Consider the following 22,281-nt stretch of genomic DNA (forward strand, 5'->3'; position numbering starts at 1 on the left):
ACAAGGCATCCCTATGGCAGAGACAGCGACCGGCCAGACACAGCATGCGACGGCAATTCCGCCGATCAGGATACGATCCATTGAGGCAGCCCCCCTCTTTGGCGAAAGCCCGAAAGGCGGATGGTCGGCGGAGATCAAACCGGAAGACTCGATTCATGCCATCATCGCCGTGCATACGGACGCAGGCGTCACAGGCTTCGGCAGCGCCTTCACCGATGGTCGTCTCGTCCAGGCCGGGCTGAAAGTCCTCGAGCCGCTCTATGTCGGCGAGAATGCGCTCGAACCCGAGCGCGTCACCGAGAAACTGCACCAGAATACGTTCTGGATGGGCCGGGGCGGAACGCTCACCCATACCATCAGCGGCATCGATATCGCTCTCTGGGATATCCTGGGTAAGGCCACCGGAATGCCGGTCGGACGCTTGCTTGGGGGCACCTATCGACGCCGGGCCCAGCCCTATTGCTCTCTTCTCATGGAAGAGCCGGAGCGAATGGGCGATGTCATCGCCGAATACCGTGAGAAGGGCTTCCGCGCGTTCAAGATCGGCTGGGGTCCCTTCGGACGGGCGCTCGATACGAAACTCGATGAAGCCATCGTCCGGACTGCGCGAGAAGCCGCCGGACAGGACAACAAGCTGCTCGTGGATGCGGGTGCGAGTGACGCGTACTGGCCACATGGGCTCAAATGGGCCATGCGGACCGCCGAGATGCTGAAAGACTACGATGTCGGCTGGTTCGAAGAGGCGCTCAAGCCTGATGCGCTCGATGACTTCTGCCATCTCAGGCGAGTGAGCCCAGTCCCGATCGCCGGAGGCGAGGTACTGACCCGCCGCCAGGCTTTCCTTCCATGGTTCACTCGCGGCGCGTTCGACATCGTGCAGCCGGACGTCACCAAAGTCGGCGGCATCAGTGAGCAGCGACGGATCGCCTGGATGGCGGCGGAATTCGGTGTCAAGTATATTGGCCACGGTTGGAATACCGCGCTTGGAGTCGCCGCCGATCTGCAGATGGCGTCAGCCTTTCCCGATGTCGATCTCGTGGAGTTCATCGGCGGCAGTCCCTATGTCGACGGCATCCTCGTGAAACCGTTTGAGCTCGATCATGAAGGCTATCTGGCGATCCCGGACCAGCCCGGCTTGGGCATTGAGATCGACCGCGAAAAAATCAGGAAGTTCGTTCCGGATTCGTCACCGCTGTTTCTCTGAAGATGCCGAGGGTAACCCGGAATCCATTTGATCATGCTCGAAAGAGTTAGGCCGGATGGCCTGAAGGCAGAAGTCCCCGGCGCCTCGCCATGAGGCGCCAATTGGAATTGAATGTTGCGCCGAAGGATACGACAGCCGTGCATCACACCAAGAAGCCGGGAACCGGCCATTCAGAAAACGTCGGAGGAGCCAAACCATGTGGAGAACAGCCATCGGGCTCGCCCTGAGCCTTTTCATTACGACTGCCGGTGCAGAGGAGTTTCAGCATGAAGCATCGCCGCTATTCGACGCCTGCGGCGACGGCTCCTATCAGAAAGCGATCAAGGACGGCATAACCCTGGGAATTTCGCCTTCCCCTCCTTACACCTCCCTCGATCCAGCCTCTGGCAAGGCAAGTGGCCTCGATGTTGAGATCAACGAGGCCGCACTGAAATGGATGGGAGTCTCGAAGATCCGGTACGAGGTTGCGCCTTTCGGGCAACTCATTCCTGCTCTCCTGTCGAAACGAATCGACACGGTATCCTCCAATATCCACATAACGCCGGATCGATTGAAGGTCGTGTCCTTCTCTGGACCCGCTTGGTGGTATGGACCCGCTATCGTCACTCAGAAAGGGAACCCCGAGAACCTGACCTCTTTCGACATGCTCAAGGGCAAGAAGATCGGCGCAATCGCCGGCTCAGCCGCCGACGAGTATCTGCGGAAAATCGGCGCGGATGTCGTTGCCTTCCAGACGGATGCCGAAGAGTTCGCCGGGATCACGACCGGGCGCATTCCCGCCATCGTTGAAGACGACGTCAAGGTGCTCGAATTCCTCAGCGCGAACAAGTCGGCGCCCATCGAAATCGTCAGCAATGTCAAAGTTCCGGACGAACTGATCTTCAAGTACGGTTACGGCTATGCACGCTACGCCCTCCGCAAGGAGGACTGCACCTTGCGCGCTGCCTTCACGCAGGCTCTTGCCGAAATTCGAGGCAACGGCACCGTTTCAGCAATTCTCAAGAAATACGGGTTGTCCAACCGCAATCTGTTCTTCTTCCCGCTCTGACCCAGTCATGGTCTGCCTGCTCCTCCAGAGGAGCAGGCAGAATCGAGAGCCGAGAATGGATCTTTTAAACACTTCAGTTATTCGGGACTATGGCGATGTCCTTCTCAAAGGACTGCTGACCACTGTCCTTCTCACCCTCATCGTCATCATTCTGGCCGGGATCCTTGGCATACCGATTGCCCTTGCGAGGTTGTCACGAACGCGCTGGATCCGTCTGCCGGTCAGTCTCTATGTAGAGTTTATCCGGGGAACGCCTCTGATCCTTCAGCTCGTTTATATTTATTACGTTCTCCCGAGCGTTGGTGTGCGCCTTGAGCCATTTACGGCGGCCGTCATCGGCCTGACAGCAAATTACGCTGCATATATGAGCGAGGTTTATCGCAGCGGAATCCAAGCCGTCCCGCGTGGTCAAATCGAAGCTGCGAGCTCCCTCGCCCTGTCTCCTCTCCTCGCGTTCAGACTGATCGTGTTCCCTCAAGCCTTCAGAATCGTATTGCCAGCCTTGGGAAACTACCTGATCGCGCTCTTCAAAGATACCGCGCTTGCCTCGGTTGTCACAGTCCAAGAGCTTATGTTTACAGGGCAAATCATATCGGCAAGGAGCTATCAATATTTCACCGTCTATACAGTCACCGGGGTCCTTTATTTTGCGGTGAGCTATCCTGCAGCTCTGTTCGTCCGAAAGCTCGAGGAACGAGCACGTTCTGGTTGGGGCGCATCCTCTTCTCAGGTCCCATCACCCTCATCGAAGATTCCGGAAATCCGGGACCAGCCAACCTGACGAGAGCATAGGGAACAAAGTGTCTGTGCGTGCCTGCCTGACGACGAGCACCGCACACTAACTCTCGGGCGGTCGTGTCCGGTCATCGAGGTGACCGATCCGGCCCCGCAGATCCCCCCTCCAGCAAGGAGGGACCCGTTCATCATAACAAGAACGTTCACTGCGCCCGCACGATCCTGCTCGGCAACCTATTCACCACCTGCCGACGATCCCGCCAGCGTTCGACGCCGGTCGGCCAGCCCCGGGCGCGAGATCGGCATTCAGCTTCCATCCCGTATCGCTCAGTTCAAGCGGTTGTATCGCAGCCCCCTCCCTTGATGGGGCCATCAAGGCAATAGTCGTCGGTTCGGGCCGTTCTACAGGACGTCAGACAGGATAAAGGTGTCCGTCTTGTCGCCGGAAGGATATTGCTCGCTCCACCCTGTCCAAGCTGCTGCAACACAGTTTTATTTTAGTGGCATTATTCGTCCGTTTGAATGCCACGGTAGCGCACTGCGTTGCTCCATACCTGCTCAAAGCGCTTGAGGGTTCGGAATGTCACGTCGAGATCACGGACCTCAGCGTCGTCTCGTGTGACGAGCTTATGATAGGTCCGATCCATTTGCCTGATCATGTCACAAAGCTGGCGTCCCTTTTCGGAGAGCCGGATGCGAGCGGAGCGCCGGTCTCTCTCCGAGGCAGTCCGAATGACATACTCGGTTTCGACAAGGCGCTTGAGGCTGTAGGAGGCATTCGAGCCAAGATAGTAGCCGCGCTCAATCAGATCGCGCACCGACAGCTCGCTTGGACCAATCGTGAAGAGCATCATGACCTGGGATGGGCTCAGCTCGTCGATTCCGGCCTGGAGCAGATCCGCTCGGATGAGGTCAAGCGAGCGGCGATGCAGCCGCTCGATGACCCGCACAATCTCGATATGCGTAATGCCGACAGGTTCCGGACCAAGGGAACCGGCATCGTCCGAAAGCGCCGGGAATGCGCTCTCCTCATCCGAGTACTCTTTTTGCGACGCGTTCATCTCAATCACTGCTTCTTCTCGTTCTGCCTTGCATAACAGGCAAGATGCGTTCTAATGCATAATATACCCGCTATGTTAGTAAATAAATTAGTTCAAAATTCGAACTAAAATTGATCTATTTTCAATAGACTCTGCATTTCAAAGCATTAGTTCAATACTTCTCTACCTGTTTACTGATAAAATTCCTGAATCATCGTAAGTTTTATTTTATCGTTCATACTTTTTGGGTAGACGCTATTCGAAATATGAGCGATAACTCCCTTCCGATAACTTTGGGGCGAAATTTAGGTATGTCCACGAAAAGCCACCTTTGGAGGCTGACCGCATGAAGAAGACGGCGAATCTCGAAGCCGCGGAACTCATCCACCAAGGACGTAAGGCGTTTGTCACAGGTTTGGTTTATGCTGCCATTCTCAGCGCGATCATTAATGTCCTTCAGCTGACCGTCCCTCTCTTCATGCTGCAAGTGCATGACCGTGTTGTGAACAGCCAGAGCACCGACACGCTGATCATGCTGATTATCGTTGCCGCCATCGGGCTCGCGATCTTCTGCATTCTCGACTATGTGCGGGCGCTCACATACCAGGTGATGGCCAGCAAGTTGGTCCGGAAGCTGAACCTTCCCGTCCTTCAGGCTGCAGTTTCAGCCTCGGTCATGCATGGAGTCTCGCAATCGGGCCAAGCCATTCGCGAGCTCAACGACATCCGTGCGTTCGTGGTCGGAAATGCCATCAGCGTTCCGCTCGAGGCCCTCTGGGCCCCGATCTTCCTCGCCGTTCTCTTTTCACTCCACTGGCTGTACGGCCTTGTCGCCCTCGTCTCCGCGACCATCATTCTGGCTCTGAGTCTGCTTTCCGACTTCCTGACGCGGCGCGCCATGAAGCGGGCCAACGAGGCATCCGTCCGCAACATTGCCGAGATCAGTGGCAGCCTTCGTCATGCGGAAGCAATCGAAGCAATGGGCATGCTGCCCGCTCTGGCCCGTAGGTGGCGCAGGCATCAGCTTCAAACGCAGGATCTGCTCGACATCACCACCCGCCGCAGCCGGGCTCTCTCGTCCGTCACCCGCACCTGTCGCTATCTGATGCAGATTGCGGTTCTATCCACCGGCGCGATCCTGGTGATCAATCAGGAAGTCAGCGCCGGATCGATGGTGGCATCGAGCATCATCATGGGGCGCATGCTTTTGCCGTTTGACTCCATGGTTGACGGCTGGCGTCAGTGGGTCCTTGCGATGGCAGCATGGAAGAATGTGCAGGATCTTCTCGAAAATCAGGCGCCGAAGCGGGAAACCACGCCGACCCCTCGCACGCAAGGGGAGCTGACCGTCGATCGCCTTGTCTATGCTCCGCCTGGTTCAGACGTGCCTGTGCTCAAGGGCCTGTCCTTCTCGCTGTCTCCTGGCGAGGTGCTCGGCATCGCTGGCCCATCAGGCGCAGGCAAGTCCACTCTCGCCCGTCTCCTGATCGGCGTCACGAAGCCGACGACAGGTGGCGTCTATCTCGACGGCAACAATGTATTTCTGTGGGAGCGCAGCTCGTTCGGCGACATGGTCGGCTATCTGCCGCAGAGTGTCTCGCTGCTCGATGGAACGATTCGAAGCAACGTCGCCCGCATGCGGGATGCCGATCCGCGTCTCGTCTTGGAGGCAGCCCGTCTTGCCGACGTGCACGATATCATTGGGCGGCTACCTCTCGGCTATGACACTCACATCGGTGATGGAGGTTATGTTCTTTCAGGTGGCCAACGGCAGCGGATCGGACTGGCTCGTGCACTTTACGGAAGGCCCCGCCTCATCGTTCTCGACGAACCAAACTCCAACCTGGACACGGACGGTGAGCGCGCTTTGATTCGTGCCATCGAGGCTATGCGGGCAGACGGGGCGATCATCATCCTGATCGCCCATCGTCCTTCCGTTATGCAGGTGGCCGACAAGCTCATGGTCCTGCAGGATGGCAAGATCACCCAGTTCGGGCCCCGCAACGCGATCGCCGGCATCATCGCTCCCGGCGATAAACCCGCGAAGGCAGTGACCGCCCTGAGGGGGAACTCATGACGAAAGCCGTTGATCTCATCAGAAGACAGGGAACCCCTACCTCGCCGCAACTGGTCGGCGAACTGAAGTCGTGGACGGAGGCGTTCCGGGAGGAAGAGCCTCGCGAGCCATCCTACCGGGTACCGGTCATCGCCGGTTTGGCCACAATCTTCCTCGGCATCGGCGGTCTCCTGACGTGGAGTTTCGCGGCCCAACTCGACAGCGCCGCAGTTGCCAATGCGACCGTTGTTGTGGATTCCAAACGGAAGACGATCAGCCACTTGGAAGGCGGAATCCTGAAGGCGCTGATCGCACACGAAGGACAGGCCGTAAAGGCGGGCGAGGCTCTGCTCCGATTGGACGATACCCGTGCCAAGGCTGAGCTTGAGCAGCTGCGTTCAAAGCGGATCGGCTTGGAGGCGCGTCTCGTTCGCCTCCGAGCAGAGCAATCAGGCGCCGAGGATCTGACCTTCCCGGAAGATCTGCAGGCAACCGGCGGGCCGACGGCTGCGGACATCCTCACCGCTGAGCGTCGTTTCTTCATCGCCAGGCGCGAGATGTTCGAGCGCAAGGTAGATATCCAGCGCAAGACGATCGCACAGCAGGTTGCGGAACTTGAGGCCGTGAAGGCGCAAACCGATGCCAATACCCGGCAGTCCGAATTGCTCGATCGCGAACTCAAGGCCATCGCGAGCCTGGTTGAGAAAGGCTACGCCCCACGACCACGTCTGACAGAGATGCAAACCCGCGAGAGCCAACTGGTCGGACAGGCTGGAGAACTCGCCTCACGCAAAGCAAAGGCAGAGCAGGCCAAAGCTCAGGCGGAGCTTGAGATTTTGTCCCTCGGCAACGATTTCCAGCAACAGGTTGCCGCCGACATTCAGACCGCTCAGCTGGAACTCGCTGACACAACGGAGCGGATGACCGCAGCAAGCGACGTCCTGCGCCGGATAGAGGTGGTCTCACCTGAGAAAGGTATCGTAACCAATATCCGTTTCCACACACCTGGAAGCGTGATTACAGCGGGCCAGCCGATTCTCGATATCGTGCCCGAGAACGAGCCCCTTATCGTCGAGGCAAAGATAGGCTTGCGTGATATTGACTCCACTCATGTGGGAGCCCCGGTTCAAATCAGACTGACCGCCTACAACAATCGCAGCACGGCACCACTTGCCGGCAAGCTCACCTATCTGTCAGCCGATCAGCAAATGGACGATCGTACGAACTATCCCTACTACGTCGCCCGCGCCGAAATTCTCCCTGAGAGCATCAAGGCCAATCCGACGGTCTCGCTCTATCCGGGGATGCCGGCCGAGATCCTCATCATCAATCGGCCACGAAGGGCCATTGATTACCTGATCGAGCCCATCACCGACAGTTTCAATCGAGCCTTCCGGGAAGAGTAGAGAACCTGGTCGTAGTCTCGTAGCATTTCCCGCCTCTTCGCGATGGTCGGCAGCGTCCCCTGCTCGGCCACCTGAAACTATCTACTCGCACCCCGACAGAAACCAGGCTACGCCATTCCGTCCAAAGTAGTTCGAATTTAGAAATATTACTGTATTTTAATACTATTAATTCTCGGGGTTTTTCGTAGTTCTTGCCTTTCTATTGCCGTTGTTTAGCTAGTTAAACTAAAAACATCACGTTCAATATTTACAAGTACGCAATTTCAATTTACGAATTCTGCCGTCGATCGCGGCGCTGGGCAGATCGCGTCGCGTCCGACTCCTCTCGTTGCGCGGCTAGCGCTTCATTTCGGTTGAACGACACAACTGGGCGGAGTCCTTTCGTTCGGTTCAGACAATAAGGATGACTGATATGGCGACCATCGGAGGCGGAGCCTTCAACGATCACCTGCAGGGAACCAACGGTCCCGACGTAATTTTCGGACATGGTGGCGACGACCTGATCTTCGGAGGCAATGACAGCGACGCGCTGTACGGCGGCGAAGGCCATGACACCCTCTTCGGCGGCAACGGCGATGACTGGCTGTCGGGCGGCGAAGGCGACGACATCTTGCAAGGCGGCAATGGCGACGACGTTCAGCAGGGTGGCGCAGGCAACGACGCTCTGCTCGGCGGCAACGGCGACGACATCCTCCAGGGGAATGGCGGCGATGACTACCTCCGTGGCGGCAACGGCAATGACATCCTGCTCGGCGGCGAGGGCAACGACATCCTCGAGGGCCACAACGGCGACGACATCCTTATGGGTGGCGCAGGTGATGATGTGCTCCGTGGCGGCAACGGCAATGACATCCTCAACGGCGGCGAGGGCAATGACATCCTTCACGGCGGCAACGGCAGCGACACGTTCGTGTTCACCGGCGGCGGCGGCAACGATGTCGTACTCGACTTCAAGGCCGGTCAGGACATCCTGCAGATCTCGAAGGGGATTAATGGCACGGATATCGCAACTGCGGATGATCTCGCCAGCCGCGTTCACCAAGTTGGCCACGACGCAGTCATCGATCTCGGCAATGGTGATTCGATCACGCTCCGCAACGTGGATGCCGACGACATCACTCATAACCCGTCGGACTTCTTCAACGTTCAGTAAGGCCTGCGGCTCGACCAGGTCATGACAGATGCCGCGGTCTTACAGCCGCGGCATCAACCTTTTACGTACCAGCTTGGCAGAGCCATACATGTATGAGGTCACCGAATCGATGCCGACGACAGATCGGGTCGCACGTCCAAAAGTCACCAGCCTCGGGCGAGATGTGGTCCTGCTTGCATGGGATGTCCCGAACGCTGTCCACTCGTCTTCTCCCCGGCTGAGTACGAACGGTGAGGCGATCTCTCCCTTAGCGTCTTTGCGCCTGCCACACTCACGCGGCGGCATCCGACTTTTATGGGCTCTGCGGCGCCCTGCCGAAGGAGAGCTTCCTCTGGAGTTGGTCACCGGACCGCTCGGCGTCACGACAGAGGTGGTCATCGGCTCCGAATCCGACCTCCCTACTGTCGACGCGGAGGATCTGCTCGACGGTCTCGGAGTATCGGGTCAGATTGCACTCATTTCCGCACTCTTCAACGTTTGGAGCGTGATGTTCCGCCTGCAGCGGAGCAAATCATTCATCGGAATTCTGCGGCAGGTCCTTGTCCAGATTTCTCCCGATCCTGGTCCAGCAACAACCGTCGCCCAGGTTTCCGGAAATCTGGTCCTGCTCAGGACCTCTGTTTCCGTCGCCTTCGACAAGATCGACGCAATCTATGCACTCGGGGTCAACGGACCAATCCGAATCATAGAACGTCCTTACAAGGTCGCGACCCGTGGATCAGATAGAGAAATGATCCATCTCCTGGTCGACTCCACGTCCATTCCGTCCGGCGAATCTCTTCTTGTTCTGATTGGCCCAAAGGGATTGTCCGTTCGAAAACTGGTCCGACCGAACACCGATCTCCCGTCGATCGAGCGCTGGTTCCGCGAACAGGCGCATACGACTCCTGGTCTGCGTGAGCATCTACTGATCGACATCGCCGAGCGCTCTGAGTCTGGACGCGCTCTTGCTCTCGAGACACAACTTCGTGTTCCTCTCCAGCCGAAGCGAGCCCTAAGCCGTCTGACGACGCCATCGGCCGAGATTGTCTGTGCTCTTTCAACGCCAGCCGGGACGCTTGTGACGGGATGGTATCGGGATCCGGTCGATCTTTTCGCCGGCATCGACGCCCTCGGACCATCGGAGGGAGGCTGGGATCTGACGCAGCATCTGCACCGCTTTCCAGTAGAGGTCGCAGGATCTGCAAAGGAATCGCGGCTGCCCGCGACAGGATTTGCGGCACTGGCTCCATCCAGAACCTTGTCGACCCCGATTCTCCAGCCTCGCTTTCGGTTGCGTCTCAAGTCCGGAGCCTATCATCCGTTGGTTCCACGTCTCCAACCCGCTGATCCAGTTGACGCGAGAGCCGCCGCCCTGCGGTCCGTGCCGCCCCAGCACGTCGACGAGACGGTGTTGTCCCGCGTCCTCGCTCCTGTCATCGCAAGCCTGCACGATCAGGCGCGGCAGCGCGTGGGGGCTCCGACCGTTCAGACAATCGGCAACCCAATTGCACGCCCGAAGGTGTCTGTGATCGTCCCACTCTACAAAGCGTTGGATTTTCTCCGCTTCCAGATCGCGTCTTTCGCGACAGATCCCTGGTTCCGGTCAAATGCAGAACTGATCTACGTCCTCGATTCTCCGGAGCAGGCCCAGGAGGTTGAACACCTGCTTGGGGGCCTTCACCTAGTCTATGACATTCCCATGATCCTCGCCATCATGGAACGTAACGGCGGCTATGCGCGCGCGAACAATGTCGGCGTCTCACTTGCACGCGGTGATGTCCTAGCGCTGGTGAACTCCGACATCATTCCCGCTGCGCCCGGCTGGCTCCAGGCTCTGGCTGCGCGTGTCAGCGGGCGACGCCGCGGGATCGGTGCCGTTGGCCCAAAGCTCTTGTTCGAGGATGGTTCGATCCAGCACGCCGGAATGTACTTTTCGAAGGACCATCGCGGCCGCTGGCTTAACCAGCATTTTCATAAGGGCATGCCTCGCGACTATGCACCGGCGTGCGAGGATCGTCTTGTTCCTGCGGTAACGGGCGCTTGCATCGTTACGCCCAGGTCGGTCTTCGAGGCAGTGGGTGGCTTCACCGAGGATTATGTCATCGGAGACTACGAGGATAGCGACCTGTGCCTCAAAATCACCATGACTGATCGTAAGATCGCCTACTCGCCCGACATCGAGCTCTATCATCTGGAGCGCAAGTCGATGTCTCTCAACAGCGAATACATGCGTGGGATCGCCTGGCAGTACAACTGCGCGCTTCATACGGAGCGCTGGGGCGATCTCATGACGTCGATCATGCAGGCTGGACGACCACGCAGAACAAGGAACGCAGCAATATGAATGCCCAGTTCGACATCAGCGCCAACGAAATCACCCTAGTCGGAGACTCGGAGGCACACCTGACACAGCTGATGGACGAGATCGCCCGCAACGAAACCTTGCCGGAACCGTCTCCGGAGAACGTCTTTGTTGGCGACGGCAACTATCGGGCAATCGGACTTGAGTATCTTGGACACTATGTCCGCATCGGCGGGCTGAAGCCAACAGATCGTGTTCTTGATATCGGGTGCGGTATCGGCCGTATGGCCGTTCCGCTGACGCAATTTCTGGACGCGAAGTCAGCCTTTTACGAGGGCGTAGACCCCGTCAACGACGGAATCCAATGGTGCGTTCAGAATATCGCTTCCGCCTATCCTAACTTCCGCTTCTGTCGTGTGGACGTGGCGCATGAACTCTACAACCCCGGCGGCGCCATCAGCGGTGACAAGGTCGTCCTGCCGTTCCCGAATGCACATTTCGACTTCGTGACCATGGTGTCGGTCGCGACCCATCTGCCGGCGGCCGAGATCGCAGCCTATGCGAGCGAGATCATGCGGCTCCTGGTCCCCGGTGGCCGCATTTTCCTGACCGCGTTTCTCGTTGAGCCAGCCGATCTCTCACGCCCGAATGCCCGCCCCAAATTTCTCAAGGGCGGAGACTCCGGCACGTGGATCGCCGATCCGGCTGCTCCTCTGGGGGCCATCGGCTTCGACAACGGCATCGTCCAGGGCATTCTCAAGAAATCAGGACTTGAAATCCAGCGCGTCAGCTTCGGCCATTGGCGCGGCATTGAGAGCGCCCATTACCAGGACATTATCGTCGCTGTGAAGCCGGAGTAGAACGCATGACGATGCGGGTCCTTGTCGTCGCCCATAATCATCCTGATTTTCATCCAGGTGGAACGGAGATCTTCGCGCACGATCTGTTTCGCGACTATCGCTCGCGCCCGGATGTCGAGGCTCTGTTTCTGGCGGCCACGAACCATCTTCACCGCGAGCAGCGTCCGGGCACCAGCTTCCAGTCTGTCGGCGATGCACCCGATGAAGTGATCATGTGGAGCGGCCACTTCGACCGTTTCTACTTGAGCCAGATCGACAGCTACGGCGTCGTGCCCCACCTCGTGAATCTGCTGGAGGAGTTCCGGCCGGACGTGGTGCACATTCACCATGTTCTGCTGATCGGTGTCGAGTTCATCGCGCTTGTGCGACGTATCCTTCCGGACGCAAGAATCGTGATGACGCTTCACGATTACTATGCCATCTGCGCTCATGATGGCCTGATGATGCGCACGAAGAACCGGGAGCGCTGTGATCGTGCATCTCCGGGCCGGTGCCACAGCTGTTTTCCAGATATCGCTGCCGACCGATTCCTCCTGAGAGAGCAATTCGTGAAAACCCTGTTCGGGCAGGTCGACCGCTTCATTGCCCCAAGTTGCTTCATCAAGGATCGCTTTGTCGCCTGGGGGCTACCCGGCGAAAAGATCGAAGTGGTCGCGAACGGCAGGCCCGCTGTCGACCCGGCTCCTCACCGCCCCTCGCATGATGGCCGTCGTCCGGTATTCGGGTATTTCGGCAACCTCAATCCTTGGAAGGGGGTCTTGCCTCTTCTCAAGGCATCCCAGCGCCTGATTTCCAATGGCGTGGACGACTTTGAGCTTCGCGTCCATGGCGGGGCTCCGTTTCAGTCGCAGGGTTTCGTCGAAGAGCTTGATGCTCTGTTCGAAGAGACGGATCCTCATGTGATCCGCCTTGGCCCCTATCGCCGCGAGGATCTGCCTGCCCTGATTTCCACCGTGGACTGGGTCGTCATGCCTTCGATCTGGTGGGAGAACGCTCCCCTCGTTATCCAGGAGGCCTTCCTGCACCGCCGGCCAGTCATCACCAGCAACATCGGTGGCATGGCCGAGGCAGTGTGCGATGGCGTTAACGGATTGCACATTCGCGCCGACGATCCGGTTTCATTAGCGAATATCATGCGTAAGGCTATGGATAATCCGGACCTCTGGGACAGGCTTGTCGCCGGGATACAGCCCCCGGCCGACATCAGCGACGTCGCAGAGAGACATCTCGCGGTTTACCGCGCAATCGGACAACGGACTGAAATCATTGAACTGAGGGCGGATGCGGCATGAGCACGGGCCAAGTCAACAAGGCGGTTGTGGTTCCCGAAACCCCGGTTGCCGCGCAGATCCAGGGGCGATTGGATGCCATCGAAGGCCGCCGTGTCTTTGGGTGGGTTTGGGATCGGAACCGCCCCAACGAGCGCATCCAGATCCGCATCCTCCTTGAGGGTCGGACAGTGATCTCTGCAGTCGCAGATGTGCCGCGCATCGATCTGCGGCGCAATGGGATTGGTGACGGGGTGCATGCGTTCGAAGTTGAACTTCCGGAGACTATCGCGAGCATCTCCGACAATCTCGCCGTCGTGGCGGTCTCACCCACCACTGGTGAGGAAGTCGTCCTGCGAGCGCCGAGCCACGATGAAAGGGCTGCGGAGGCCGCAGTCAGCGGACCACTCAACCGGGTGCTTGATCGTGTCGAGCTTCTAATCGAGGCGCAGCGCCGATCTCAAATGCTGCAGCGTGAAGTTGTCGATGCTTTGCGGAGCACCTCGAAGCAGGTGGATGATATCGTTGGACAAGAAAATGGCATTGCAGCTGCGCTCGATGTCGTGCGAACCAACCAGGCGGAGTTGGCCGAAAAGATCTCCGCCGTCGAGGTTTTTCATCTTCGCTTCGACAAGGTTCTGGCAGATTTCGACAAGCGTATTCAAGATTTGGCGACGGCGGCGGATCGCCCCATGCGCCGGGCCGTGGCACTCCTCATAGCGTTCGGCGGGCTTTCCGCCGTAAGTGCACTGATCACATTGGTGGCTGTTATGCGTCATGGTTTCCGGTGAGCAGAGCGTTCAAGAATGAACTGACGAGATCGTTTGAAACGATCCGAAAGCAAGAATGACAGGGCAGATCACGTGAAAGACAAACCGAACCTTCCGGTGGACGGCGAGACGGCACTTGCGACACCGATTGGAGAAGATCTTGCATTGATCAGCGGCGTTGCCGATGCAATGCCGGACAGTGTCGAAGTCTTGCTCAACGGCGATCCTTCGATGACGATGAAAGCCGGTGTCATCAGCTGGAAGCGGAAGAATGCTCCGGCCGATGCGGCGACCGGATTTGTCGCCATCGTTCCGATCCGTCTCGCCGCCAAAGTGCGCCTGCGGTCGGTTGTCGTACGCCGGAATGGGCCTCCTATTCGCTATACCCTCGTTCGTCCTGCCACCTCGGTTCAGGATTTGATGGAGGTCCTTTCCGTCGACGCTTCGGAACGGTTTGCTGATATCGTCGATAAGATTGCCCAGAGCCTGATAGGTAACGGGACTGCAAAACGTTTAACCGCTGCTTTGTCTGTACTGACGGCTGCCGCCAAGAACGATGGCTGGATCGAGGTCATGGGGCCTCTCGATACGGGCGAACTCCTCCTGCAGGGATGGGCCCATACGCTGCCGTGCGATCAGCAACGCATGCTCGTGGCGCAAGGCGGTTTGCTTGTCGGTGAGTTCAGGGCAGCTTCGGTCCAGCGCGACGATCTTGGTGGGAAAGGCATCGGCTTCATCGGCCTGCTCGATACCGGTTCTCTCGCCGTTGAGCCTGAGAGCCTTCAGCAGCTGTTCTTCCGTACGAAGGACGGCTGGCGGACGCTCGACGTCTACGAGAAGCGCGTTCTACTGCCCCTGACGGATGTTCCGGCCCATATCCGCGAGGGTCTGACGCGGGCTTCGGCAGATCCTGATACGATGCGGCTTCTCCGCCGTGCTGGCGAGCGCTTCGATGGACGCGACACGGTCTCGAACCTGCGGCAACCCGTCAGGATCGGAATGGACATGGTGGCCGAGGTTCCTGGCGGCGGCCTGCTCGTCGCCGGATGGATGCTGGATCCGGACGGGCATACGGAATCGATCATGCTCCGGGCAGGATCCGACTCCGCACGAATTGATGATTCATGGACGCGTCTGCCACGCCCGGACGTTTCGGCTGCCTTCCAACAGAGCGAACTGTTTTCAGGGCGCCTTGACCCCCGCAGGGTCGACCACGGCTTTCTTGCCTTTGTTCCTGACCTTTCCGGCGCGGGGGACACGCCGGTTTACTTCGAACTCACAGTCGGCGACAGCGTTGCGTTCTATCCGTTGAAGCCCATGCGGAACCTCTCTCGCCAAGTCCTGGAGCGACTGGTCTCGCCTCTTGATCCGCGCACGGCGGCCGCAGGTGCAGCCATTGACCGCCATATCGGCCCAATGATGCAGGCGCTTGCCGCACCGGCTCCCCGGGTGGTCGAGACATGCGACTTCGGCTTCGATGATTCCGGCGCATCGAAGGTGCTGGTGGTCGGCGCTGGCCATGACGTCGAGGAGATGAGCGCCGCTCTCGTGCTGCTGGCGCTTGATGCTGGAGCACGCGATGTTCCTGTAATCGTCTCCTCCCCAATCGAGGCCTTCGGAAGCCTCGCGCCCGAAGCCGAACGCCTCGCCCGCTTCTATGGTCTCAAGTTGCGTGTCATCGGATCCGAAGAGGTGCAGGATACTTGCGATGCCTTCGAGGCGGCCGCGCAGGCTACAGATGCCGAGGCTCTCGTGCTCCTTGCGGCGGGTGTTCTTCCGCGCCAGCCAGGTTGGTTGTCCTCGCTCGAACGAGCGTATCGCAAACGCGGCGGCAAGGCACTGGTGAGCCCGACCATCGTATACGAAGACGATTCCATCCGGTTCGCCGGCACCTGGTTCGACGTCGACGAGCAGAAGCTCGTCGACAGGTATATCGGATACCCCCGTGACGTTGTTCACGGCTCCGAACCGGCCGAGGTCATGGCAGGATCAACCGCATGCTGCATGGTCGCACGCTCAGCCCTGGCGGCGGCGGGCGGGTTCACTCGCTCCTACCTGGGAGCAAGCGATAAGGGGCGCGACCTCTGCCTCAAGATGAGGCTGTCCGGGACGATGTCCGTGTGGACACCCGATGTCGAAATGATCTCGGCCGAAGACGACGCGGGCGGAACCAGTCCGGCCATGCGCCGCCTCGCCCAGCGGATCGACCGCTGGAGCTTCGATCGCAAATGGTCCCTTCTCGTCAACAACATGCGGTGATGACCATGCTAAAGCACTCTCCACGCGTCCTGATCGTCTCACACGGTCACCCGAGCTTCTCGCTGGGAGGCGCCGAAATCGCCGCATACAATCTTCACAAAGGTCTCAACAAGATCGGAGGTGCGGAGTCCCGATTCCTCGCGCGCGTCGGCCACCCGGTCGTTCGCCACAGCGGCACTGCGCTCATGAGCCTGCGCCAGAAGGGTGGCGACATCCTCTATCATGCGGATGATTACGATCATTTCCTGATCTCGAACCGCAACACCGAGGAGCTCGATCGCGACTTCCTTCGCGTCCTAAGGGACCTGAAGCCCGATGTGGTCCATTTCCATCACTTCATCGGCTTGGGCCTGGAGACCCTCTACGCCGTCCGCCGCGCTTTGCCGGACTGCGTGATCGTGGTCACGTTTCACGAGTTCCTCTCCATCTGTCATCACCACGGTCAGATGGTAAAGACCGGCGGAACGAAGCTCTGCCACCAAGCCTCCCCAGCGGATTGCAACGCCTGCTTTCCTGAGATCTCTCCAGCCCGGTTCCTGCGCCGTGAGCATTTCGTGCGCGGTCTCCTCCAGGTCGCCGATTACTTCGTCTCACCCAGTCAATTCCTCGTCGATCGTTATGTGGAATGGGGCTTGGATCCCTCGCGCTTCATCGTGATCGAGAACGGCCTCGACATCGCGGAGCCCGCGCCCCCACGCGAGCTGCTGCCTGGCGGACGCAATAAGAGGGGCCGCCGGTCCCGTTTCGCCTATTTTGGGCAGATCACACAGTTTAAAGGTGTTGACGTCCTGCTCGATGCCGTGACGCGAATTCCGGACGCAATCTGGGGCGACGATGCCCAGCTGATGATCTTCGGCGGCAACCTTGAGCGACAGCCGAAACCGTTCCAGGAAAAAATCGACAAGCTCGTAGAGCGTGCCGGTAACCGTGTCCGTTTCTATGGCGCCTACCAGAACAGCGAGATGCCGCGCCTGATGCGCTCGATCGACTGGACGATTATTCCCTCCATCTGGTGGGAAAATTCTCCGATCGTCATTCAGGAATCGTTCTATCATGGCCGCCCGATGATCTGTTCGAACATCGGGGGCATGGCGGAGAAGATCACGGATGGTGTCGATGGCCTTCACTTCAGGGTCGGTTCGTCCGAGGACCTCGTCGACCGTATGATCGAAGCCCTAACGAACCCAAGGCTCTGGGAACATCTGCGGACCGGGATCAAGCGGCCGATCAGCTACGAGGAATGCGCGCGGCAGCACCTCGACCTCTATCACCAGCTCGCTGCCGAGAAGGCGAAAGTCCCGGCCGCAGCGCTGACCGCGTGAGACGGTCCGCAAGGCAACAACACTGGCATGTCCGGAGAGATTCAATGAAACGCATTCTCGTCATCAGCCCCTCGGGCGAAGTCTACGACCACGACAACGTTCGTTGGTATAATTACAAGGACGTCCAGGGAAGTATCGATCACTATCACAACATCGGCGACGCCTTCGTGTTCGACTCGTCGCTGAAGCTCCTGAACTACGACCGACTCGATGCGCTTGAGATCGCCAAACCAAACATGGCCGATATCGACCGGATCAATGCGGAATACGATTACGTCTTTCTGCGCGGCTCCAACTACATCCATAACGAGATGAACTGGGAGAAGGCAGTCGATGTTCTGAAGAAACTGCGAATCCCGGTGATCGCGTGGGGGATCGGCGCCCAGGCTCCGGTCAAGGGCAAGCTCGAGCTGTCCGAGCAGACGAAAACTGTCCTTCGTCTGATGGCCGATTCCACGACATCCATCGGTGTGCGCGGCGCCTACTCGGCGCAGGTCCTCTGGGATCTCGGGATCAAGAACGTGCGGATCGTCGGCTGCCCGACCGCGTTCCGCCGCAACAATCCCGATCTCGAAATCAAGCTTCCGCCTCTGTCCACGATCAAAACGGCCGGCATTACGGTCCGCCGGGAGGTATCCAGGACCTATGCCCAGAACGTTGAGCGATACCTGACCTTCCATCGCGACATGGTGAAGGCAATGGCCTCCCGCTTCGATGTGGTTCTGATGGCCCAAGGCGAGGTCGAGGAAAAGAAGATGGTCTTCGGAACCTCCGCGCAGAGGGAGGAGGCGTTCGCGGCTTTGAAGGCCAATGCCTGGGTTGGCCAGTGGTATCTCGATGAAACGATGGAGAAGCTCCATCGCGAGCGTCTGTTCTACTCTGATGTGGTGGCGGACTACGAGGACCTCGTTCAACAAAAAGACCTGGTCCTCGGCTATCGCCTGCACGGCAACCTGATGGCGCTCGCCAATGGGACACCATCGATTTATTTCACCTATGACAGCAGGACCGTCGAGTTCGCGGAAACCTATCAGATTCCGAGTATCGACGTGTTCTCGGGCAAGACGTTTTCGCTCGAGGAGTACTGGGACCAGTCACTCTTCGATAAGTTCAATCGCGCGTACCGCTTCATGTATCGCGAAATGCGCCAGTTTCTGGTCGAGAACGGCGCCGACACGAAAATGGTCGACGTCATGAAAAAGCCTGCCAAAGAGCAGCTGAAGGCTGCCTGAGATCATTCCGGTGAAGGATACTTAGCAGGCGCGACGCAGCAGGAAGAAGATATGACTGTATTGGTAACAGGTGGTGCCGGCTATATCGGCAGCCATATGGTTCTGGCTCTCGTGGATGCGGGGCAACAGGTGATCGTTCTGGACGACCTGAGCACTGGCTTTCGACATCAGGTGCATCCACAGGCTCACTTCGTTCAAGGAGACATCGCAGATGGGAGCTTGGTCGCTGAGATCATCCGGGAGCATGGTGTCGACGCGATCGTCCATTTCGCAGGATCGATCGTGGTGCCTGACTCCGTGACCGATCCACTCGGTTACTATCACAACAACACGGTTAAATCGCGCAGCCTGATCAGCGCGGCCGTCCGGAACAAAGTTGAGAATTTCATCTTCTCGTCGACGGCTGCGGTCTACGGAGATGCCAAAGAGAGCCCGATTTCCGAGACGGCGGCTCTCAACCCGGTCTCTCCCTATGGCACGTCGAAGCTGATGACAGAACTGATGCTCCGCGACACAGCCATCGCTCACCCGTTCAAATACGTAGCACTTCGTTACTTCAATGTCGCCGGTGCCGATCCGCAATGCCGCAGCGGCCAGTCGAGCCAGCGGGCCACCCACCTGATCAAGGTCGCGACACAAGCAGCTCTCGGCGAACGGAGCCATATCAATGTCTTTGGGACGGATTACCCGACCCCGGACGGGACCTGCCTGCGCGACTACATCCACGTCTCGGACCTGGCGAATGCCCATATGCTGGCTCTCGATTACCTCCGGGGCGGAGGGAAGAGCATGGCCATGAATTGCGGCTATGGCCGCGGCTACTCCGTCCTGGAAGTTGTCGAGGCGGTGAAGCGCGTTTCGGGCGTCGACTTCGAAGTCCGCTTGGCCGACCGGCGGGCCGGCGATCCCGCAACCCTGATTGCCGGAGCGGACCGCATCCAAGAAACCCTCGGCTGGAAGCCTGCTCTCGAAGATCTCGAAACTATCATCGCCCATGCGCTCGCTTGGGAAGAGAACCTCAAGAACCGGAAGGCGGCAGCGGCTTAATCCGCAGACCGCTGACGTTTAAGGCAAGAAACCAAATGATCGACACAGTCATCCGACAAGCCTCCTCCGATCAGCGGATGCCGAAGGCAGGACAAGGCTCTCAACCCTTGCGGGTCGCAATCCTCTGGAAGTTTCCCTCTCTCGGCCTCTATTCCAACTCCGCTTTCGATGATCTCTTCAACGCGATCGGGCACAACAACGGCAATCTGGCCTTCGTTCATGCGATCGCCAGCCAGATCACGAATCCCGTCAAGTTCTTTGGGTGGACGACCTCGGCGGAAGAATTGAAGGCGAATGCTGACATCATCGTCATTCCTTGTGCAAACCAGCTTGGCAAGCATACCGACTTCGGCGACATGGCTGCTCGTCTGAAGGCATCCGGCCTCCCCATCGTCGCGATCGGCCTCGGCGCTCAGGCCGACAGCTACGATCATGACATCGAGCTGAAGGAAGGTACTGTGCGCTGGGCCCAAGTCATCGGGGGTGCCAGGGTTTCACCGACGGTCACGAATATCTATACGCGCGGCGCCTATACGAGTGGCCAGCTCGACAAGCTTGGAATCACCGGGTCGCTCCCGGGCGGTTGCCCCTCGCATTTCATCAACCAGCAGAAAGGCCTCGGCCACAAAATCCACAAGAACTGGACTGAGATCGGCCTGCCGCGCGCCATTACGGTTGCCGCGGGCCACCAGGCTTGGATGAAGACGCGCGAAATCGAACATCAGCTTGTCAGCCTCATGATGGACCCGGCCGCACCCGGCCAATATGTCGTCCAATCCATGGCCGAAATGGTCAAGGTCTCTCGCGGAATCTTCGACGGAATCGAGGAACATGCCTTGAAGGGAATCCACAACCATACGGTTCCGCATTACACCTTCGACGAATTCAAGGCTTGGTGCCGCAACTACGTGCGCTCGTTCTACGACGTACCCGCCTGGATGGACTCCCTTCGCCGATACGACCTGACGATCGGGTGCCGCTACCATGGCGTCGCCCTTGCCCTTCAGGCGGAGCGCATGGGCCTCACGGTCACGATCGATTCCCGGACCCGGGAGCTCTGCGAAAACACGGGCGTTCCGCACATTGCCGCCGAGGAGTTGACGGCGCCAATTACCCGCCTCAATCTCAAGAAGCTGATCAAGTTCGATCCGGCTGCCTATGACAGGCACCGGCGTGAAGCGGCCGCGAAGTATCTCGACTTCCTCGTGGCCAATCGTCTTGAGCCTGCTCCGTTCCTGAAGCGGATCGCGGAATCCGGGTGATCCATCCCTTATCAATCCCCCCTTTCGACTGCCTGCGGACAACTGTGTCGGCGACCAAGTGGAGGTCAACGGCTATGAATTCGGTTGCGTCATCGCGCTGGAACCATGTGCTTCGATTTCTTTTGGTATGGGCGATCACGATCGCCCTTCCGAGTGCATGGGCGGCGAACGCCAAGGAGGCGCCCACGTTTTCCGTCTCTCCTGTACCTGACGTCGTGTACAGGTACCGGACGCAGCAGTGCGACTGGCGCACGATCCCCGACTCGCCTGCGAGGGCCTATAGGCGGGAGGATGCCTCCCTCGTCCTGATCGCCTCACACTTTCGGAACAGGATCTTCGAAGGGCGGGACTTCGACCATCTTCGGCCGAACTGCGGCGTCATCTCGCAGGGCGCGGAATCGGCCGATCCGTCGGAATTCGATGATCGCTACTGGATCCAGAGTCTTATTCCGCTCGGCAACGGCCAGATTCTCGCCTTGGCCAGCGAGGAGTATTCCGGACTGCGCCATGATGGCGTCTGCTCCAAGGGCTCCGGCAAGCCTGCCTGCTGGTATCTCTCGATCGTGGGGTTGGAAGCGAACGACCGTGACTTCTCCTTCAAGCTCCTTCCGCGGGACCAGCGTCTGATCGCCGGATCCAACCGGAGATTCGATACGTCCGTGAACGCGGCAGGCTTTCTCACTGTCACGAACACCGTCTTTGAAGGAGATTACGCCTATTTCATCGCTTGGACCGAGGATGCCGCCGAGCCGGGCCGGCGTGGGAACTGCCTGTTCCGTGCACCGCGGAGCGATTTAGTGAATGGCTGGCAGATGATGAGCAAGGGCCGGTTCGTCTCGCCTCCCGACCCGTATCCAGGCAACGGCCGACGCCCTGTTCAGACCCGATGCGACCGCTTGGGCGGAGCGGACATGTCGGGCAAGGCACGATCGTTGGTCTGGCTCGAAGCCAAGCAGAAATGGATGGTCGTCTGGTCGACGCGGAACAATGAGCCCGGCGGAGTCTACTATGCGACCTCACCTGACCTAAAGACCTGGTCACGTTCGACTTTGCTTGCTCCCTTCGAGCCGTTCTGGGGGACGCAAACGACTGGAACCTTCTACGACTATCCGTCACTCATCGATCATGCCAGTCCGTCTCCGGTCTTTCAGACGGTTGGTAACGAATTCTATCTCTATATGACGCGCTTCAACTGGCAGGTGAGGCGCAACACAATGGACCGTGACCTCGTCCGATTCAGAGTGACAGTCGATTAGGATGGCCCGGCCGCCAAATGGTTCGGCTGATTGAGGACATGCCTTCCGCTGCTCTGCGCAGGCCTATGAGCGCGTGCCC

The 22,281-nt window shown here is 58.7% G+C and carries 17 protein-coding genes; 16 read left to right on the forward strand and 1 reads right to left on the reverse strand.

The annotated features are described in order from the left end of the window. Positions 1 to 13: 13 nt before the first annotated feature. The 3 genes from ACS5Q0_RS10610 (at position 14) to ACS5Q0_RS10620 (ending at position 3,033) form a co-directional block, all read left to right on the forward strand. The gene (locus ACS5Q0_RS10610) at positions 14 to 1,204 is read left to right on the forward strand and encodes a mandelate racemase/muconate lactonizing enzyme family protein (protein ID WP_473126594.1); all 1,191 of its coding nucleotides are present in this window, start codon (positions 14 to 16) and stop codon (positions 1,202 to 1,204) included. 196 nt (positions 1,205 to 1,400) lie between these two features. Next, complete coding sequence (locus tag ACS5Q0_RS10615) at positions 1,401 to 2,252, forward strand: substrate-binding periplasmic protein (protein WP_473126595.1); 852 nt, start codon at positions 1,401 to 1,403, stop codon at positions 2,250 to 2,252. 55 nt (positions 2,253 to 2,307) lie between these two features. Next, complete coding sequence (locus ACS5Q0_RS10620) at positions 2,308 to 3,033, forward strand: amino acid ABC transporter permease (RefSeq protein ID WP_473126596.1); 726 nt, start codon at positions 2,308 to 2,310, stop codon at positions 3,031 to 3,033. Between the two features lie 460 nt (positions 3,034 to 3,493). Here the strand turns inward: ACS5Q0_RS10620 and ACS5Q0_RS10625 are convergent, their stop codons facing one another. Further along, a complete protein-coding gene (locus ACS5Q0_RS10625; protein ID WP_473126597.1) occupies positions 3,494 to 4,048 on the reverse strand; it encodes a MarR family transcriptional regulator in 555 nt (184 codons plus the stop codon). 325 nt (positions 4,049 to 4,373) lie between these two features. Between ACS5Q0_RS10625 and ACS5Q0_RS10630 the strand changes: the two genes are divergently transcribed. The 13 genes from ACS5Q0_RS10630 (at position 4,374) to ACS5Q0_RS10690 (ending at position 22,202) form a co-directional block, all read left to right on the forward strand. Continuing rightward, positions 4,374 to 6,104, forward strand: coding sequence for a type I secretion system permease/ATPase (locus tag ACS5Q0_RS10630; protein ID WP_473126598.1), 1,731 nt, complete (start codon positions 4,374 to 4,376; stop codon positions 6,102 to 6,104). Beyond that, complete coding sequence (locus ACS5Q0_RS10635) at positions 6,101 to 7,489, forward strand: HlyD family type I secretion periplasmic adaptor subunit (protein WP_473126599.1); 1,389 nt, start codon at positions 6,101 to 6,103, stop codon at positions 7,487 to 7,489. Before ACS5Q0_RS10630 ends, ACS5Q0_RS10635 begins: the two co-directional genes overlap by 4 nt. 412 nt (positions 7,490 to 7,901) lie before the next feature. Continuing rightward, entirely contained in the window at positions 7,902 to 8,642 is a 741-nt protein-coding gene (locus ACS5Q0_RS10640; protein WP_473126600.1) for a calcium-binding protein, read from the forward strand. 28 nt (positions 8,643 to 8,670) lie between these two features. After that, on the forward strand, positions 8,671 to 10,968 hold the full coding sequence (locus ACS5Q0_RS10645) for a glycosyltransferase family 2 protein (protein ID WP_473126601.1): 2,298 nt from the start codon (positions 8,671 to 8,673) through the stop codon (positions 10,966 to 10,968). Next, positions 10,965 to 11,786: a class I SAM-dependent methyltransferase gene (locus tag ACS5Q0_RS10650; protein ID WP_473126602.1), complete on the forward strand. Its 822-nt coding sequence runs from the start codon at positions 10,965 to 10,967 to the stop codon at positions 11,784 to 11,786. Before ACS5Q0_RS10645 ends, ACS5Q0_RS10650 begins: the two co-directional genes overlap by 4 nt. Before the next feature lie 5 nt (positions 11,787 to 11,791). Beyond that, entirely contained in the window at positions 11,792 to 13,078 is a 1,287-nt protein-coding gene (locus ACS5Q0_RS10655) for a glycosyltransferase family 4 protein (RefSeq protein WP_473126603.1), read from the forward strand. Beyond that, complete coding sequence (locus tag ACS5Q0_RS10660; protein ID WP_473126604.1) at positions 13,075 to 13,845, forward strand: hypothetical protein; 771 nt, start codon at positions 13,075 to 13,077, stop codon at positions 13,843 to 13,845. Before ACS5Q0_RS10655 ends, ACS5Q0_RS10660 begins: the two co-directional genes overlap by 4 nt. 72 nt (positions 13,846 to 13,917) lie before the next feature. Further along, on the forward strand, positions 13,918 to 16,083 hold the full coding sequence (locus ACS5Q0_RS10665; RefSeq protein WP_473126605.1) for a glycosyltransferase family 2 protein: 2,166 nt from the start codon (positions 13,918 to 13,920) through the stop codon (positions 16,081 to 16,083). A 5-nt stretch (positions 16,084 to 16,088) separates the two neighbouring features. Next, positions 16,089 to 17,405: a glycosyltransferase family 4 protein gene (locus ACS5Q0_RS10670; protein WP_473126606.1), complete on the forward strand. Its 1,317-nt coding sequence runs from the start codon at positions 16,089 to 16,091 to the stop codon at positions 17,403 to 17,405. 44 nt (positions 17,406 to 17,449) lie between these two features. After that, positions 17,450 to 18,637: a polysaccharide pyruvyl transferase family protein gene (locus ACS5Q0_RS10675; RefSeq protein WP_473126607.1), complete on the forward strand. Its 1,188-nt coding sequence runs from the start codon at positions 17,450 to 17,452 to the stop codon at positions 18,635 to 18,637. A 51-nt stretch (positions 18,638 to 18,688) separates the two neighbouring features. Continuing rightward, positions 18,689 to 19,684: a UDP-glucose 4-epimerase GalE gene (gene galE, locus ACS5Q0_RS10680; protein WP_473126608.1), complete on the forward strand. Its 996-nt coding sequence runs from the start codon at positions 18,689 to 18,691 to the stop codon at positions 19,682 to 19,684. Positions 19,685 to 19,719: 35 nt separating this feature from the next. Beyond that, the gene (locus ACS5Q0_RS10685; protein ID WP_473126609.1) at positions 19,720 to 20,946 is read left to right on the forward strand and encodes a polysaccharide pyruvyl transferase family protein; all 1,227 of its coding nucleotides are present in this window, start codon (positions 19,720 to 19,722) and stop codon (positions 20,944 to 20,946) included. Positions 20,947 to 21,020: 74 nt separating this feature from the next. Continuing rightward, on the forward strand, positions 21,021 to 22,202 hold the full coding sequence (locus ACS5Q0_RS10690; protein ID WP_473126610.1) for a hypothetical protein: 1,182 nt from the start codon (positions 21,021 to 21,023) through the stop codon (positions 22,200 to 22,202). Positions 22,203 to 22,281: the final 79 nt, after the last annotated feature.

It is taken from the genome of Microvirga sp. HS2 (assembly GCF_055792805.1).

What these genes read in the sequence shown, in the direction of transcription:
- ACS5Q0_RS10615 (WP_473126595.1), top strand. Translation starts at nt 1,401, where the DNA reads ATGTGGAGAACAGCCATCGGGCTCGCCCTGAGCCTTTTCATTACGACT.
- ACS5Q0_RS10670 (WP_473126606.1), top strand. Translation starts at nt 16,089, where the DNA reads ATGCTAAAGCACTCTCCACGCGTCCTGATCGTCTCACACGGTCACCCG.
- ACS5Q0_RS10630 (WP_473126598.1), top strand. Translation starts at nt 4,374, where the DNA reads ATGAAGAAGACGGCGAATCTCGAAGCCGCGGAACTCATCCACCAAGGA.
- ACS5Q0_RS10685 (WP_473126609.1), top strand. Translation starts at nt 19,720, where the DNA reads ATGATCGACACAGTCATCCGACAAGCCTCCTCCGATCAGCGGATGCCG.
- ACS5Q0_RS10620 (WP_473126596.1), top strand. Translation starts at nt 2,308, where the DNA reads ATGGATCTTTTAAACACTTCAGTTATTCGGGACTATGGCGATGTCCTT.
- ACS5Q0_RS10675 (WP_473126607.1), top strand. Translation starts at nt 17,450, where the DNA reads ATGAAACGCATTCTCGTCATCAGCCCCTCGGGCGAAGTCTACGACCAC.
- ACS5Q0_RS10655 (WP_473126603.1), top strand. Translation starts at nt 11,792, where the DNA reads ATGACGATGCGGGTCCTTGTCGTCGCCCATAATCATCCTGATTTTCAT.
- ACS5Q0_RS10650 (WP_473126602.1), top strand. Translation starts at nt 10,965, where the DNA reads ATGAATGCCCAGTTCGACATCAGCGCCAACGAAATCACCCTAGTCGGA.
- ACS5Q0_RS10635 (WP_473126599.1), top strand. Translation starts at nt 6,101, where the DNA reads ATGACGAAAGCCGTTGATCTCATCAGAAGACAGGGAACCCCTACCTCG.
- ACS5Q0_RS10625 (WP_473126597.1), bottom strand. Translation starts at nt 4,048, where the DNA reads ATGAACGCGTCGCAAAAAGAGTACTCGGATGAGGAGAGCGCATTCCCG.
- ACS5Q0_RS10645 (WP_473126601.1), top strand. Translation starts at nt 8,671, where the DNA reads ATGCCGCGGTCTTACAGCCGCGGCATCAACCTTTTACGTACCAGCTTG.
- ACS5Q0_RS10660 (WP_473126604.1), top strand. Translation starts at nt 13,075, where the DNA reads ATGAGCACGGGCCAAGTCAACAAGGCGGTTGTGGTTCCCGAAACCCCG.
- ACS5Q0_RS10640 (WP_473126600.1), top strand. Translation starts at nt 7,902, where the DNA reads ATGGCGACCATCGGAGGCGGAGCCTTCAACGATCACCTGCAGGGAACC.
- galE (WP_473126608.1), top strand. Translation starts at nt 18,689, where the DNA reads ATGACTGTATTGGTAACAGGTGGTGCCGGCTATATCGGCAGCCATATG.
- ACS5Q0_RS10610 (WP_473126594.1), top strand. Translation starts at nt 14, where the DNA reads ATGGCAGAGACAGCGACCGGCCAGACACAGCATGCGACGGCAATTCCG.
- ACS5Q0_RS10690 (WP_473126610.1), top strand. Translation starts at nt 21,021, where the DNA reads ATGAATTCGGTTGCGTCATCGCGCTGGAACCATGTGCTTCGATTTCTT.